Annotated in this window: 16 protein-coding genes; 13 read left to right on the top strand and 3 right to left on the bottom strand. The window is 34.7% G+C overall.

The window, feature by feature from the left end; translation table 11 throughout:
• Positions 1-128 precede the first annotated feature (128 nt).
• Positions 129-1,001, bottom strand: a complete 873-nt coding sequence (locus GIY83_RS20160) for an AraC family transcriptional regulator (RefSeq protein ID WP_056247889.1) — start codon at positions 999-1,001, stop codon at positions 129-131.
• A 227-nt stretch (positions 1,002-1,228) separates the two neighbouring features.
• On the opposite strand from GIY83_RS20160, the gene hemA reads away from it, so the two are divergent.
• The 10 genes from hemA to GIY83_RS20110 all read left to right on the top strand — a co-directional run bounded on the left by hemA (position 1,229) and on the right by GIY83_RS20110 (position 10,010).
• Entirely contained in the window at positions 1,229-2,479 is a 1,251-nt protein-coding gene (gene hemA, locus GIY83_RS20155) for a glutamyl-tRNA reductase (protein ID WP_194619891.1), read from the top strand.
• A 120-nt stretch (positions 2,480-2,599) separates the two neighbouring features.
• A complete protein-coding gene (gene hemC / locus GIY83_RS20150) occupies positions 2,600-3,523 on the top strand; it encodes a hydroxymethylbilane synthase (RefSeq protein WP_194619889.1) in 924 nt (307 codons plus the stop codon).
• The gene (locus GIY83_RS20145) at positions 3,523-4,197 is read left to right on the top strand and encodes a uroporphyrinogen-III synthase (protein ID WP_194619887.1); all 675 of its coding nucleotides are present in this window, start codon (positions 3,523-3,525) and stop codon (positions 4,195-4,197) included. The genes hemC and GIY83_RS20145 overlap by 1 nt, the downstream gene beginning before the upstream one ends.
• Before the next feature lie 76 nt (positions 4,198-4,273).
• On the top strand, positions 4,274-5,299 hold the full coding sequence (gene hemE / locus GIY83_RS20140) for a uroporphyrinogen decarboxylase (protein WP_041520396.1): 1,026 nt from the start codon (positions 4,274-4,276) through the stop codon (positions 5,297-5,299).
• 87 nt (positions 5,300-5,386) lie between these two features.
• The gene (locus GIY83_RS20135) at positions 5,387-6,082 is read left to right on the top strand and encodes a hypothetical protein (protein WP_208683119.1); all 696 of its coding nucleotides are present in this window, start codon (positions 5,387-5,389) and stop codon (positions 6,080-6,082) included.
• A 6-nt stretch (positions 6,083-6,088) separates the two neighbouring features.
• Entirely contained in the window at positions 6,089-6,466 is a 378-nt protein-coding gene (locus GIY83_RS20130) for a hypothetical protein (protein WP_194619883.1), read from the top strand.
• A gap of 2 nt (positions 6,467-6,468) precedes the next feature.
• Positions 6,469-7,014, top strand: a complete 546-nt coding sequence (locus GIY83_RS20125) for a GNAT family N-acetyltransferase (protein WP_194619881.1) — start codon at positions 6,469-6,471, stop codon at positions 7,012-7,014.
• A 135-nt stretch (positions 7,015-7,149) separates the two neighbouring features.
• Positions 7,150-8,052, top strand: coding sequence for an oxygen-dependent coproporphyrinogen oxidase (gene hemF, locus GIY83_RS20120; RefSeq protein ID WP_208683117.1), 903 nt, complete (start codon positions 7,150-7,152; stop codon positions 8,050-8,052).
• Between the two features lie 90 nt (positions 8,053-8,142).
• On the top strand, positions 8,143-9,081 hold the full coding sequence (locus tag GIY83_RS20115; protein WP_208683115.1) for a DUF4421 family protein: 939 nt from the start codon (positions 8,143-8,145) through the stop codon (positions 9,079-9,081).
• Positions 9,082-9,107: 26 nt separating this feature from the next.
• Positions 9,108-10,010: a fructose bisphosphate aldolase gene (locus GIY83_RS20110; RefSeq protein ID WP_194619875.1), complete on the top strand. Its 903-nt coding sequence runs from the start codon at positions 9,108-9,110 to the stop codon at positions 10,008-10,010.
• A 77-nt stretch (positions 10,011-10,087) separates the two neighbouring features.
• On the opposite strand, the gene GIY83_RS20105 is transcribed toward GIY83_RS20110, so the two are convergent.
• Complete coding sequence (locus tag GIY83_RS20105) at positions 10,088-11,917, bottom strand: hypothetical protein (RefSeq protein ID WP_208683113.1); 1,830 nt, start codon at positions 11,915-11,917, stop codon at positions 10,088-10,090.
• A 3-nt stretch (positions 11,918-11,920) separates the two neighbouring features.
• Positions 11,921-12,553 (bottom strand): hypothetical protein, encoded by a 633-nt coding sequence (locus tag GIY83_RS20100; RefSeq protein ID WP_208683111.1) that lies wholly within the window; start codon positions 12,551-12,553, stop codon positions 11,921-11,923.
• A 341-nt stretch (positions 12,554-12,894) separates the two neighbouring features.
• On the opposite strand from GIY83_RS20100, the gene hemB reads away from it, so the two are divergent.
• The 3 genes from hemB to GIY83_RS20085 all read left to right on the top strand — a co-directional run bounded on the left by hemB (position 12,895) and on the right by GIY83_RS20085 (position 14,817).
• The gene (gene hemB / locus GIY83_RS20095; RefSeq protein ID WP_194619869.1) at positions 12,895-13,887 is read left to right on the top strand and encodes a porphobilinogen synthase; all 993 of its coding nucleotides are present in this window, start codon (positions 12,895-12,897) and stop codon (positions 13,885-13,887) included.
• Positions 13,888-13,889: 2 nt separating this feature from the next.
• Positions 13,890-14,294, top strand: a complete 405-nt coding sequence (locus GIY83_RS20090; protein WP_208683109.1) for a c-type cytochrome — start codon at positions 13,890-13,892, stop codon at positions 14,292-14,294.
• Positions 14,295-14,367: 73 nt separating this feature from the next.
• Positions 14,368-14,817, top strand: a complete 450-nt coding sequence (locus tag GIY83_RS20085) for a GyrI-like domain-containing protein (RefSeq protein ID WP_208683107.1) — start codon at positions 14,368-14,370, stop codon at positions 14,815-14,817.
• The last annotated feature ends 50 nt before the right edge of the window (positions 14,818-14,867 follow it).

Genomic DNA, 14,867 nt, shown 5'->3' with positions numbered 1-14,867 from the left:
ATTTTTTATTTATTGTTGAATATAGAAAATCAATTTGCTAGCTATTGGCACACGGATTAAACGGGTTAAGCTGGTTTTCGCAGATAATTGATTCGTGCTAATTCATGAAATTAGTGTTTGATAAAACTCTAAACATTCGTATTTATCGACATCAAATACTTCTTTGGAGTTGTCGCAAACTTTTTCTTGAAAGCCGCTATAAAGTGACTTCCAGTACTGTAACCAATCTTCAACCCTACTTCGTTTACATTATATGATCCACTGTCTAATAGTTTTCTGGCGAAATCCATTTTATAATCAAATAGAAATCCATAAACGGTATCGCCGTAAATTTGTTTGAAACCCATTTTGAGTTTCTTCAAATTCAAACCAATTTCATCTGCCAGTTCTTGTAATCCCGGTGGTTCGGCCATATTGGCGATGATGATTTCCTTGGCTTTTCTAATCTTCAAAACGTTATCTTCATCAATCAAAAACGGACATTGTTCTGCGTTTGGATCTTCAGTTCTATTAAAATACAAGCTTAACAATTCGTATCCTTTTCCCTTATAATAAAGATTCTTTATCGACGGATGTAAGTTATAATGAAACAGTTGACTTAAAACAATCGCCATCGACGGACTAATATTTCCTTCGTTATAATACTTTTTGTCCTTATTATCCGGACTCAGGAAAGTAATATAGTCGGCTTCGGCAGAAAACAACGCGTGAAATTTCTTAATCGAAACAATCACGGAGATCACCCAGGAATTTGGAGCCAACTCTAAATTCAATGGTAATTCTTTCTGCGGATTGTATAAAAGCAGTGATTTTTCTTCTTTCAAATCTAAAGCATAGCTGCCCTGATTGAATAAGAATTTGGCATTGCCTTTTATCCCGAAATGAAACTGTATCAGGCCACTACCTACTTCGTGCTGTCCGAAAAAGGGCTCTGAACTGTCATTTTGAAAACGAATAAGCGTAAAGTCGTCTTCAATTTTAATAATTTCCTGAGAACTCATAGCGATATTTTTTTAGTACAAAAATCAAGATAATTCCATTTTGTTATTTAGAATCACTCTAAACAAAACATTTCTAACCAATTGATTTTGCTACAAAAATACTTCTTTTTGCATAAAAACAGTCGTTTAGAAACAAAAAATCACATAGCGATACAAAAAGTACTTTGAGCGTTACTTTTATAAAGACTATAGTGATAATTTTGTTGCACTTTTATGAAAGTGAATTTATGGAAAACAATAACGTACCTAAACATCTTTATTTTTACTCAGTTGGTTTGAGTTATAAAAAAGCTGATGCTGAGGTAAGAGGTAAATTTAGTTTGGATGCAATTGCAAAAACGCGTTTGCTGGAACAAGCTAAAGAAGAAGGAATTGAAAGTTTGATTGTCACTTCGACCTGCAACAGAACCGAGATTTATGGTTTTGCAGAACATCCGTTTCAATTGATAAAACTAATTTGTGATAACAGCAACGGTTCAGTTGATGCTTTTCAGAAAGTTGGTTTTGTTTACAAAAATCAGGAAGCTATTGGTCATATGTTTCGTGTAGGAACTGGTTTAGACAGTCAGATCTTAGGCGATTTTGAGATTATTTCTCAAATCAAGACCAGTTTTGCACATTCAAAATCTTTAGGTTTGGCCAATGCGTTTTTAGAAAGATTGGTAAATGCTGTAATCCAGGCCAGCAAAAAAATTAAGAACGAAACAGAAATTAGTTCTGGAGCGACTTCGGTGTCTTTTGCATCGGTACAATACATTCTTAAAAATGTAGAGGATATTGGCAATAAAAATATTTTACTTTTCGGAACAGGAAAAATCGGAAGAAATACTTGCGAGAATCTTGTAAAACATACCAAAAACGAACACATTACTTTAATCAACAGAACGAAAGACAAAGCTGAGAAATTGGCCGGAAAACTCAATTTGATTGTTAAAGATTATTCTGAGTTACACTTAGAACTTCAAAAAGCCGATGTTGTTGTTGTCGCTACAGGTGCTCAAAACCCAACAGTTGATAAAGCGATTTTAAATCTAAAGAAACCTTTATTGATTTTAGATTTATCGATTCCAAAAAACGTGAATGAAAACGTAGAGGAATTAGAAGGTGTAACTTTGATTCACATGGATTATTTGTCTCAACTGACAGATGAAACTCTTGAAAATAGAAAATTACACATTCCTGCTGCCGAAGCGATTATCGAAGAAGTAAAAGAGGAATTCATCACCTGGACAAAAGGAAGAAAATTTGCTCCAACCATAAATGCTTTAAAAGAAAAACTGAATGCTATTAAAGTTTCAGAATTAGATTTTCAAAGTAAAAAAATTGCAGATTTTAATGAAGCTCAGGCTGAAATCATCAGCAACAGAATCATCCAGAAAATCACTACGCATTTCGCAAACCACTTAAAAGACGACGACACCATGGTCGATGAAAGCATCGAATGGATCGAGAAAGTCTTTAAAATAAAAGCATCTTAAATAAAATTTAAACCATATAAGTTATATAAGTTCATTTAATAGCAAACGGTTAATTCTTTTTCAACCTTAACCTAACTGCTTAAATTATCTTATATAACTTATATGGTGAAATTCAACAAAATGGCTGAAAAAACAATCAGAATTGGAACTCGCGATAGCGAACTAGCACTTTGGCAAGCACATACTGTCGAAAAAAAACTAAATGATTTAGGTTATAAAACCGAAATTGTTGCGGTAAAATCTACAGGCGATATTATTCTTGACAAACCGCTATACGAACTGGGAATCACCGGAATATTTACTAAAACCTTAGACATTGCCATGATCAATGGCAGTATTGATATTGCAGTGCATTCTATGAAAGATGTTCCAACGGCTTTACCAAAAGGGATTGTTCAGGCAGCAGTTTTGGAGAGAGCTAATGTTCTGGACATTTTAGTGCATAAAGGTAATCCTGATTTTGCAAATCCAAGTACTATTGCAACCGGAAGTTTACGTCGTCAGGCGCAATGGTTCAATAAATACCCTAATCATACTGTGGTTGATTTACGCGGAAACGTAAACACCCGTATGCAAAAACTACAAGACAATAACTGGGACGGAGCTGTTTTTGCTGCTGCAGGTTTAGAGCGCATTAACCTGAAACCAGGAAATTATATCGATCTTGATTGGATGATTCCGGCTCCGGCACAAGGTGCAATGCTGGTTGTAGCAATGGAAAACGACAATTATACGCTTGATGCACTTTCGCAATTGAATCATATCGAAACTGAAATCTGTACCTATATCGAACGTCAGTTTTTGAGAACTCTTGAAGGTGGCTGTACGGCGCCAATTGGAGCTTTGGTGAAATATAATGAAGAGGAAGACACATTGCATTTTCAAGGCGTTTTACTTTCGGTTGATGGAAAACAAAAACTGGAAATCGACAAAACCGTTGATATTTCAGAATGGAAGAAACTAGGTTTCTTCGCCGCTCAGGAAATTTTAAACAATGGCGGAGCAGAATTGATGGCATCTATTAAAGAATCTCTAAAAAAATAATGGCGAAATCAATTCAAATACTATCTACAAAAAAGCTATCGGGCGAACAAAAACAAGCATTGGTAAAAGCCAATATTGAAGTAACCGAATCTGATTTTATTCAAACCCAAAACAAACCTTTCGAACTTAAAGACCTCAACGAGAATCTGATTTTCACTAGTCAGAATGCGGTTCATAGCGTTTTATCTGATCCAAAATCTGAAGCACTGAAAACCAAAAATGTTTTTTGTGTTGGTTTAAAAACCAAAATTCTTTTATCTGAAAACGGTTTCAACGTTGTAGCTTATACCGGTTATGCAACAGATTTAGCCGAAATCATTACTTTGATTTACCGTAATGAAAGTTATACTTTCTTTAGCGGAAATCTTCGTAGAGAAACTTTACCACAAGCTCTAAAAGATGCTGATGTGAAATTCAATGAAATTCAGGTTTATGATACGTCATTAACGCCACAAAAAATAAAAGCTACTGTTGACGGAATCTTATTTTTTAGTCCTTCGGGCGTTGAAAGTTATTTGAAAGACAACACAATCAAGAAAGAAAAGTGCTTTTGCATTGGAGAAACAACCGCAGAAGCTTTACATAAAATTACAAAAAACATCATTATTGCAGATCAGCCAACGGTTGAAGACGTAATTGAAGATGTAATTGTTGAATATAGCAATACGCTTTAAGCCTTAGGCAATAAGCAAAAAAATAACACAAACAAACGCTTAAAGCCTAAAGCTTAAAGCCTAAAGCCATAAAAAAATGTTAAAAAACGACTTATTTTTAAAAGCATTAAAAGGAGAAACAGTTCAGCGTCCGCCAGTATGGATGATGCGTCAAGCCGGAAGATATTTACCGGAATTTATCGCTTTGCGTGATAAATACGATTTTTTCACCCGTTGTCAGACTCCTGAGTTGGCTGCGGAAATCACAGTTCAGCCTATTCGCAGAATTGCGCCGGATGCTGCAATTTTATTCTCGGATATTTTGGTTGTTCCGCAAGCAATGGGAATTGAAGTTTTAATGAAAGAAAATTTTGGTCCGTTTTTACCAAATCCAATTCGTTCTTTAGCAGATGTTCACAGAGTTTATGTTCCGGACATTCAGGAAAGTTTAGGTTATGTAATGGACGCCATTAAATTGACTAAAGAAATGCTGAACGATGAAGTGCCTTTAATTGGTTTCGCTGGTTCACCTTGGACAATCTTTTGTTATGCTGTTGAAGGAAAAGGATCTAAAAGTTTTGATACGGCTAAAGGTTTTTGCTTTTCAAATCCTGCTGCAGCACATACTTTATTACAAAAAATTACAGACACTACTATTTTATACTTAAAAGAAAAAGTAAAAGCTGGAGTTGATGCCGTTCAGATTTTTGATTCATGGGGAGGAATGCTTTCTCCGGTTGATTATCAGGAATTCTCATGGAAATACATCAACCAAATCGTTGAAGCTTTGGCTGATCACGCTCCGGTTATTGTTTTCGGAAAAGGATGTTGGTTTGCTCTTGGCGAGATGGGTAAAAGTAGAGCTTCGGCTCTTGGAGTAGACTGGACTTGTTCAGCTAGAAATGCGCGTTATTTATCTGGTGGAAACATCACTTTACAAGGAAATTTTGATCCGTCAAGATTACTTTCACCAATTCCAACCATCAAAAAAATGGTTCACGAAATGATAGACGAGTTCGGAAAAGATAAATATGTTGTAAATTTAGGTCACGGAATTTTACCAAATATACCTGTAGACCACGCAAAAGCGTTTATTGACGCAGTGAAGGAATACGGAAACTAAATATCGTATTCGGTTTTCAGTCGCAGTTTTCAGTCTCATTTTAAGCTGAAAATTGCGACTGAGACTGAAAACTAAAAAAAACCTTAGATGTTTGCAAACCTAAACTTCACCAAAAACTCACCATTTTCTTTTGTAGAATATGGATTTCAGGCGTATTATGCGACTGTATTTTTGATGGTTTGGCTGCATCCGGAAGAACAAAATGTGAGTATGATAAATGACCTGGCTATTTTAATGGCTTTCGAATTTATCATGGTGCACTCTGGAGTTTTTATGGCGGTTATGCCCAAAAAATTATCTCTTTTTGTGTTTTTTCCCATGTATGGATTGTTTGCAATGGCTTTTCATCATTCTGTTATTAATACCAATATTTTATATATTTACTTGCTAACGGTTTTAAACCGAATGCGATTTGCTTTTTCTGATGTAAGTCCGGAAGTTCGGGCAGTGCAAATTGGCAAATCTGTTGCGAAGGCAATGTTGTATTTCTTTTTAATTTTTGCAGTTTGTTTTGGAAATAGTATAATTCCTAAATTTGGATTAACAGATGAATTTTTAGAAAAATCCAAGTATTTTGACACTGTAAAATCAAGCGGATTGTTTATTGAAAAACCTTATGTACCAATATGTATGGGTTTTATATACTACTCTTTACCAGTTTTGTATTTTATCTACCGAACCATTAAAAGCTTTGGCAAAAATAATAACGATACTTTTCAGGAAGAGAGATTAATCTTTAGCAAAACAACATACAATCAGAAGTTAAAATCGGATAAAAGATAAGAAATCATGCTCAACAAAGGCTTAAGAGATGAGGAAAGTATCAGAATAGAGAATACTCTAAGAACCTTGCATGCGTTAATTTTTGTTCCAAAGTTTTGGAACGCCGAAGATACAAGTCTGATAGATGAACAACTTAAGGGTTTTGGATTAAGCTTAGAAAGAACAATCGAAATACCGGAGGAAGAACTGATTCTTCTTTTACAACAATGTCATCTCGACTGGAATCAGCAGGAACAATTTGCAGATATTTTAATAGGTTTGTCTCAGGAAAAACAATTTGATTTTTTCGGAAAAGCACTTGCTATTTACCAATATATCCAAAAAGAAAGCAAAGTTTTTTCTTTTGGAATAAATACTAAAATTGCTTCGGCTAAAAACAAATAGACATGAGTTTTACAGATTGGAAAATAGACCGAATTGAACATGTTTTGCCTAAAGAATTTTACAATTTAGTAGATAAAAACAGCAATCATATTGGAAAAACTTTCCCAGTAACTCTGGTCAATTCCGATTCATTAAAAAAAGCAGAAGATTTTTTGGAAGTCAGTAGTAATAAAGAAAAAACCAAGGAAGGTTTTTATTTTTACGCAAGAGATATCCAAACCAACAATTTAATTGGTTATTTGTGTGTAAAAACCATTGATTACCGCATTTCAAAATGTGAATTAGGTTATTTTGTTGATGAAGATTATCAAGGAAAAGGAATTACATCAAAAATGGTTTCGGATGCGCTTGATTTTTGTTTCAATAAATTAATATTGAACAAGGTTTTTATATGTACTTCAGAAATCAATTTAGCAAGCCAGCGAATTGCATTAAAACATAATTTTAAACAAGAAGGAATTTTACGAGACGAATTTAGAAATGGTGACGGCGAATTGCAAAATACTGTTTACTTTGGACTGCTTAAATCAGAATATAATAAAAAGTAAGCTTATTAAAAACATGGAAAATTAGTGGGTTACAAATTGTAACTAACTGAAATCTTAAAAGAAAATAGGTAAAAAAGTAGTCAATAAATTAAATGCTATTGATTATTTGGAGAATAAAAAAGAATTACAATAACAATGAAAGATAAATTTTACGCATACATACAAAAATTGCAAGATCAGATTTGCACCGGATTAGAAGCCGTTGACGGAACAACGAAATTTCGTGAAGATCTTTGGAAACGCCCAGAGGGCGGCGGCGGAAGAACGCGCGTTATTGAAAACGGAAATGTTTTCGAAAAAGGCGGTGTCAACATTTCGGCCGTTCATGGGAAATTACCGGAAGCGATGCAAAAGATGTTTGGCGTTGGTGAAGCTGATTTTTTTGCCTGCGGATTAAGTTTGGTTTTACATCCTAAAAATCCAATGACGCCAACGGTTCATGCCAATTGGCGTTATTTTGAAATGTACGACGAATCCGGAAAAGTAATCGAACAATGGTTTGGTGGAGGACAGGATTTAACGCCTTATTATTTGTTTGAAGAAGATGCAAAACACTTTCATCAAACCTGTAAAACGGCTTGCGATAAACACAATCCGGAGTTTTATCCAAAATATAAAAAACAATGTGATGCTTATTTCTGGAATGCACATAGAAACGAAGCGCGCGGAATTGGCGGTTTATTCTTTGATTATTGCAAAGCAAATGAGCAAATGTCTATGGAGGATTGGTACAATTTTGTTACCGAAGTTGGCGATAGTTTCTTAGAAGCCTATGTTCCAATTGTGGAAAAAAGAAAAAATTTGGAATACACTCCTGAAAACAGAACATGGCAGGAAATCCGTCGTGGTCGTTATGTCGAATTTAATTTGGTTCATGACAAAGGCACTTTATTCGGTTTAAAAACCAACGGGAGAATTGAAAGTATTTTGATGAGTTTACCTCCGCACGTACAATGGGTTTACGATCATCATGCAGAAGCCGGAAGTGACGAAGAAAAATTGGTGAATGTGTTAGAAAATCCTGTTGATTGGATTTAATATATTGATCCCAATATTTTATTTTAATACCTAAAAACATAGATTTAAAATTGTAATTTAGGCTTGTTTTTGGGTATTAAAAATAAACGAATGAATTTCAAACTGATTTACATAGCATTTTTTGCCAGCATTTTTGGGTGTTTTGCCCAGAATGATTCGCTGCAAAATCCCTATTTTAAATCGTATAATGATAAAATTACTGGAAGTATTTATTATTTAGATACTTCAAACAGTTTTCAGATTGCTTCAGGCACTCAGGATTCGGAAACATTTGTTAATCTTATACCAAATAGAAGAGAACAGATTGGTTTTAATCTGAATTATAAAATTATTGATATTTCTGTTGGTTTTGCACCAAAATTTCTAAGTCAGAACAAAGGCGATTATCATTCCAAACATTTTAATTTCAATACCCGTTTCTACTATAAAAAATGGATGCAATCGTTTACTTTCATCAATCAAAAGGGATTTTATATCAGTGATGATAATATAACGGTACAATTGCCGGATATGCGTACTATGAAAATTGGCGGATCAACATCTTATGTTTTCAATAATAAATTCTCTTTTAAAACCTTGGTTAGTCAAAACGAATGGCAGACCAAAAGCTCCGGAAGCTTTATCCCAACTTTTTCATTTTACTACACCAATATCGACTTAAACACTCCCGATACACCACCCGGAGATATTTATGTATTTACTTTGGCTCCATCCTACTACTATAATTTTGTAATTAGTGACAGGGTTTTAATTGGTGCCGGAGTTGCTTTAGGCGTTGGAATTAATGATATCAACGGAGACACATCTGCCTTATATCAAGCCGATTTCAATTTAAAATTGGCGTATAATAACGATCGTTTCTTTGCCTTTGCAAGTATTAACGCTGTAAGTTTTGCTCAGGACGAAAAAGTCAATCCCCGCTTGAATGATAATATTGCCACTTTAAAACTTTCTGCAGGTTACCGATTTGATCCACCAAAAAAAGTAAAAGAGGTTTATAATAAAGTAAATCAGAAAATAGGTTTGTAATAGTCATTAAATTTAAAACAACACATATGAAAAATAGAGAAAGATACATAGCACAATTAAACCGTATGCATTCCGGAAAAGGATTTATTGCTGCCCTGGATCAAAGTGGTGGAAGTACCCCAAAAGCCTTAGCGCAATACGGTGTAGAAGAAAGCAGTTTTACGAATGACGAAGAAATGTATACACTTGTGCATGAAATGAGAACCCGCATTATAAAAAGTCCTGCATTTGATCGCGAATATATACTGGGTGCTATTTTGTTTGAAAACACCATGGACCGTAAAATCGACGATCAATGGACAGCCGATTATTTGTGGGAGAAAAAAAACATAGTTCCTTTTCTAAAAGTCGACAAAGGACTTGCTGACATTGCCAATGGCGTACAATTGATGAAACCTATTGCTAATTTAGACGAATTGCTGACTCGTGCCGTAGAACGAAATGTATTTGGAACTAAGATGCGTTCTGTAATAAAAGAAGCCAATGCAACAGGAATTCGCGAAGTAGTCGAGCAGCAATTTGCGGTAGGTTTACAAATCTTCGAAAAAGGGCTTATACCAATTATAGAACCTGAGGTTGATATTTACAGCCCTGACAAAGAAAAATCAGAAGAAATTTTGAAAGAAGAAATCAAAAAACAACTTGATTTATTGGGAAAAGACGTAAAAGTAATGCTGAAATTGTCTCTTCCAACTGTAAATGATTTTTACAAAGAATTGATGTCAGATCCACATGTGGTACGTGTTGTGGCATTATCCGGCGGATACGGTCAGGATGAAGCCAATGATAAGCTTTCGCAAAACCACGGATTGATCGCCAGTTTCTCAAGAGCATTATCCGAAGGCCTTGCAGCTGGTCAGTCTGATGATGATTTTAATACTAAACTGGGCAAAACCATCAAAGAAATTTATGCCGCTTCGATCACATAATCGAATACTCTTTACTACATAAAAAAAATCCCCGAAAGTTTCAATTTTCGGGGATTTGCTTTTTTATAATTTTAAAACTATTTAGAGGTTAATTCCTGAGTTAAATCTAAAGTTTGCAGAATAATATTTTTATCAGATTTCAACGAGTTTAACTTAAATCCAAAAACCAATTTATTGTTGATTAACTTTTTAGGAGATTCAAATGTGATGTCTGAAAATTGCTCCGAAAACTTGCTGAATTTTCCTAAATCCGCAGGGTTAGCTTCACCTGATTTTCCAAATGCATTGATTAGCTCAGCCATATTCAGTTTTCCGAACATATAGTTTTTCTTCAAATCCTTTTTGGCTTCGCCAGAAAATGTACCGTTACCAGCATTAAAATAGTCAAATGTATTGGCTATTACAATAACATCTTTGTCTTTTTTGATGAAGATATCTCCGTATTCTTTGGTTCCGGTAATAACATAATAATTGTCTTTTTGCAACAGTACTTTTTTGCGAACCCCTAACTGCATCAATTTATCAGCAAAAGTAGGATGTGTCGAAGTAAAAATTACAGAAAATAACGGAACTGATTTCTTAGTCTTTTTATCAATTATTTTCTCTTCATAGTTTTCATCGTATTCGTATGATTTGGTCATAACTTCAATTTCCTTGAAACCGTATAGAAATGCGCTTAAATCACCATCAAAAAGTGTTGCGGTGGCTTCTTCATCAACAATTGTCGAAATTAAATCGGTAACAACAGCAATATCCTCTTTTACCAGTTTTGGACTCTGAAATATATCTGGTATTAGAGACGGGAAATTTTCCAGCGCCGCTTTTGTATTAACATGATAAGACATATACCCCAAAGGCTTTTGTGCAGGGAAATAATTAAAAACATTCTTGTTTATTTTTCTATTCGTGATTTTACTCACAACTTCAGCAAGCTCTGACGAATATTCGACAACCTCTTCTACACGTGCATTATTATTATCAAAATAAAAATCAAGATTGATGCCTTTTATAAAATTTCCAAAGCTTTTCTGCATAGGCAAAAACTTATCATAACCTCCAAAAATGGCCATTGGATAATTGGACATAGAATATAAACTTGTCATTGCAGCGCTATAATTTATCCAGGACGAAATATCGGCATTAGCGTTTATTTTTTCTGAACTTGGTGCAGTAAATTCATTTTCGAATAGCGATTTTATAATCTTATTCAGCTTTTCTGTTTGTTCCAGATTAAAAGTAGCTTCCTGAATCGTGTACGGTGCGTTTGCGGTATACTCTTGTTCTCCATTGTACGGAACCGGAGCTTCTTCAACCGCAACCGGAGCATCATTTATTGGGGTATCGATTATGATAGAAGGCTCTTCCGTTTTTGTTTCTTCGTAAACCTCATCAACAGCAACAGAATCTTGCCAAACAGTTTGACTTTCGGTTGTATAAAACCTCGAAGGAAGTCTTTGTGTCAGTTCCAGAATAACCAGGTAGTTATCATTCCATGCCAAAGTTTTGTTTTTACCTTTTGTATTAAAAACAGCATATTTACCTGCATCCTGAATCTGTACATTTTCGGCTGAACCATTCCCAAATTCCTTTATTATAAATTGTTTAACCGCTTCTCTGCTCTTTACGGGAATTGTAACCTGATAATACGGAATACTGTCTGAGAATTTTCCGTGAATGGTTATTTTTTGATCTAACTGAATAAGCTCGGTATATTTTGTAAAATCTAAGTCAGGCTTTTTAGCGCTGTATTTGGTTATGATGGGATGATTCAGGATTTCGGCAACGCTTACTTTTTTAGAAAGCTGGTTTCCGTTAAACTGAACAAAATAATCGTATTCGCTTTTATTGATTTGTCCAAAAGTTAAATAAGTGGCGAATAATAAAAATAAAGTATAAAAGTGCTTCATAAATCAGAGAGTTAATTGGATTGTATTGTTCATTAGGGCCGATTTTTTAAGTACGCTGTACATACTTTGTTTTAAAAATACGGTCTTTTTATTTTGTGAAATTTTACTGTTTGGGTTTTGCACCGCCTGAACATCTTTATCGAATGTATAAATGGCAATAATATTCGCCTCTTCAAGATCTTTCTTTTTCTTGGGGTCCTTAACCAATTTTTCAGGAACCGGATAAGAGGCAATTCTTTCGAAATTTTTTCCGCTTCCGCTAAAGTGAATCTGATCGTGCTGATTGTTTATGGTATTAACAACCGCATTGAGTGCTTTTAAATTGGCATAATTAAGTTTGATGATGAAAACATAATTTTCAAAATCAGTCTTGGTCGTTACATTTGTAATTCCGTCGATTTTTGAAGCTTTTATTTTAAAATCTTCGAGTTTCTTGGTGATTTCCTGTTCGTTAGGGATTTTTACGCCATCTATTTCTTCCAGCCAAATTGCCGATTTGGTCTTAAACCAGGATTTCGAAAAGTCGACCATCAGAGTATATTCACCACTTTGATCGTCGTGATGTTTGATTCTTTCTGTTATTTCAAAGCAACTTGTTAAAAGCAAACAACAGCATAAAGCGAGAAATTTCTTCATTAGACAAATTTAACTGGAAAATTTTTAAAAACCATGACATTACAAAATTCCTGAAACTTATTTATAAAATGAAAAACACAAGGACGTTTTGAGAAGTTTTAAAAATTAAAGTCTAAAACTAAAGAATCAGTAAATTTTTAGATAATATTAACGCATTCTATACTGAGCTAACAGCCTTATTCTGTTCATTTTTCTTTAACTTTGCACTGCTTCATAAAAGTAAAACAATCTTCAAAAAAAACAAAAAAACAACTGTAGCTTTTAGAACAGGACTTAACCAATCTGCTTTCAAAAAAATTAGGTTACAATCTGAAATCTAAAATCTAAAAATCTAAAATTATATGTTCCCACTACAAAGAAACCGCCGTTTAAGAACCAATGAATCTATTCGTTCTTTAGTTCGTGAAACAAGTTTGAGTCCACAGGATTTTATGCTTCCTATGTTTGTTGCCGAAGGAAAAGATGTAAAAGTAGCTATTCCGTCAATGCCCGGAATCTACCGTCATTCATTAGACAACACCATCAAAGAAGTAAAAGAGGCCTGGGATTTAGGAATCAAAGCGGTGAATATTTATGTAAAAGTTAGTGACAGTCTAAAAGATAATAAAGGTGTTGAAGCCTGGAACAAGGATGGTTTGATGCAACAAACGATTCGCGCCATCAAAGATGCAGTTCCTGAAATGATTGTAATGCCGGATGTAGCTTTAGATCCGTATTCTATTTACGGCCATGACGGAATTATCGAAAATGGTCAATTGATCAATGATGCAACTGTTGATGCTTTAACCAGAATGAGTTTAAGCCATGCTGAAGCCGGAGCCGATTTTGTGGCACCAAGCGACATGATGGACGGACGTGTTTTAGCGATCAGAAAAGCATTAGAAGAAAACGGACATCACAATGTGGGAATCATGAGTTATAGTGCTAAATATGCTTCGGCATTTTACGGCCCTTTTCGCGATGCTTTAGATTCTGCTCCGGTAGATTCTCAAAATATTCCTAAAGATAAAAAGACATACCAGATGGATTATGCGAACCGAATTGAGGGAATTCGCGAAGCATTATTAGATGTAGAAGAAGGCGCAGATATCGTTATGGTAAAGCCGGGAATTGCCTATTTAGACATTGTTCGTGAGGTAAAAAATGCCGTTCACGTTCCAGTTGCCGTTTACCAAGTATCTGGTGAGTACGCTATGGTAAAGGCCGCAGCAGAAAGAGGATGGTTAGATCATGATAAAATTATGATAGAGCAACTGTATTGCATTAAGCGTGCAGGTGCCAGTATTATCTCTACTTATTTTGCAAAAGAAGCAGCTTTACTATTAAATAAATAATGATGAAAAACGTATTATTCTTATCAGCCCTTTTAGCGTTGACTTCATGTAAAAAAGAAGCAACAGAAGATCCGGTTCAGGATCCAACAACAGAAACGTACTCTGAAGGACATTCGGCGGAAGCCAAAACTCCGGAAGCTTTAGGAAAACAAATTTTTGAAGGACCAGGAAATTGTACCTCGTGCCATCAGGCTGATCAAAAAGTAATTGGTCCAAGTATTAAGGAAATTGCCAAAATTTACAAAGACAAAAAAGGCGATATGGTTACTTTCTTAAAAGGAAATGCCGAACCAATTGTAGACCCAAGTCAGTTTGCGGTTATGAAAACCAATTTACCAATCACTCAGGCAATGTCTGATGATGAGTTAAAAGCTATTGAGACTTATATTTACAGCCATTTAAAGTAATATTATCATTTCTGCTGACATGCTGTTGTCATTGCATGGTTTTACATTTACAGCTTAACATAAATGAAGTAAAATGATCATTCAAAAATTCAGTGTAATTGGTATTTCGGTAAGAACTACAAACGAAAATGGCAAGTCCGGAGAAGACATTCCGGCTCTTTGGAACAAATTTATGAGCGAAGAAATTCAGCGTAAAATTCCAAATAAAGTTTCGGAGGATATTTTTTGTATTTATACAGATTACGAAAAAGATCATACCAAACCTTACACCACTATTTTAGGTTGTAAAGTTGAAAGTCTGGATGTTGTACCTGAAAACATGATTGGTAAAACAATTGAATCAGCAAATTATGAAGAATTGATTGCCAAAGGGAATTTAGCCGAAGGTCTTGTTTATAATAAATGGCTGGAAATCTGGAATTCAGATTTAGATAGAAGTTTTACTGCAGATTTTGAGGTTTATGGTGAGAAAACCCAAAACCCGGAAAATGCAGAAGTTGATATCTATATCGCACTGCAATAAAATATAGAAACAAAAACGGCGCTAAATTTAGCGCCGTTTTTTTATGGTTT

Origin of the sequence: Flavobacterium sp. SLB02, assembly GCF_009664855.1 — a bacterium.
In the GTDB taxonomy this organism is placed as follows: Bacteria; Bacteroidota; Bacteroidia; order Flavobacteriales; family Flavobacteriaceae; genus Flavobacterium.
This window is presented reverse-complemented; position numbering and strand designations above follow the sequence as displayed.

Excerpts from the sequence above, each read along its gene's own strand:
- GIY83_RS20160 (WP_056247889.1), bottom strand. The coding sequence starts at position 1,001 with ATGAGTTCTCAGGAAATTATTAAAATTGAAGACGACTTTACGCTTATT.
- hemA (WP_194619891.1), top strand. The coding sequence starts at position 1,229 with ATGGAAAACAATAACGTACCTAAACATCTTTATTTTTACTCAGTTGGT.
- hemC (WP_194619889.1), top strand. The coding sequence starts at position 2,600 with ATGGCTGAAAAAACAATCAGAATTGGAACTCGCGATAGCGAACTAGCA.
- GIY83_RS20145 (WP_194619887.1), top strand. The coding sequence starts at position 3,523 with ATGGCGAAATCAATTCAAATACTATCTACAAAAAAGCTATCGGGCGAA.
- hemE (WP_041520396.1), top strand. The coding sequence starts at position 4,274 with ATGTTAAAAAACGACTTATTTTTAAAAGCATTAAAAGGAGAAACAGTT.
- GIY83_RS20135 (WP_208683119.1), top strand. The coding sequence starts at position 5,387 with ATGTTTGCAAACCTAAACTTCACCAAAAACTCACCATTTTCTTTTGTA.
- GIY83_RS20130 (WP_194619883.1), top strand. The coding sequence starts at position 6,089 with ATGCTCAACAAAGGCTTAAGAGATGAGGAAAGTATCAGAATAGAGAAT.
- GIY83_RS20125 (WP_194619881.1), top strand. The coding sequence starts at position 6,469 with ATGAGTTTTACAGATTGGAAAATAGACCGAATTGAACATGTTTTGCCT.
- hemF (WP_208683117.1), top strand. The coding sequence starts at position 7,150 with ATGAAAGATAAATTTTACGCATACATACAAAAATTGCAAGATCAGATT.
- GIY83_RS20115 (WP_208683115.1), top strand. The coding sequence starts at position 8,143 with ATGAATTTCAAACTGATTTACATAGCATTTTTTGCCAGCATTTTTGGG.
- GIY83_RS20110 (WP_194619875.1), top strand. The coding sequence starts at position 9,108 with ATGAAAAATAGAGAAAGATACATAGCACAATTAAACCGTATGCATTCC.
- GIY83_RS20105 (WP_208683113.1), bottom strand. The coding sequence starts at position 11,917 with ATGAAGCACTTTTATACTTTATTTTTATTATTCGCCACTTATTTAACT.
- GIY83_RS20100 (WP_208683111.1), bottom strand. The coding sequence starts at position 12,553 with ATGAAGAAATTTCTCGCTTTATGCTGTTGTTTGCTTTTAACAAGTTGC.
- hemB (WP_194619869.1), top strand. The coding sequence starts at position 12,895 with ATGTTCCCACTACAAAGAAACCGCCGTTTAAGAACCAATGAATCTATT.
- GIY83_RS20090 (WP_208683109.1), top strand. The coding sequence starts at position 13,890 with ATGAAAAACGTATTATTCTTATCAGCCCTTTTAGCGTTGACTTCATGT.
- GIY83_RS20085 (WP_208683107.1), top strand. The coding sequence starts at position 14,368 with ATGATCATTCAAAAATTCAGTGTAATTGGTATTTCGGTAAGAACTACA.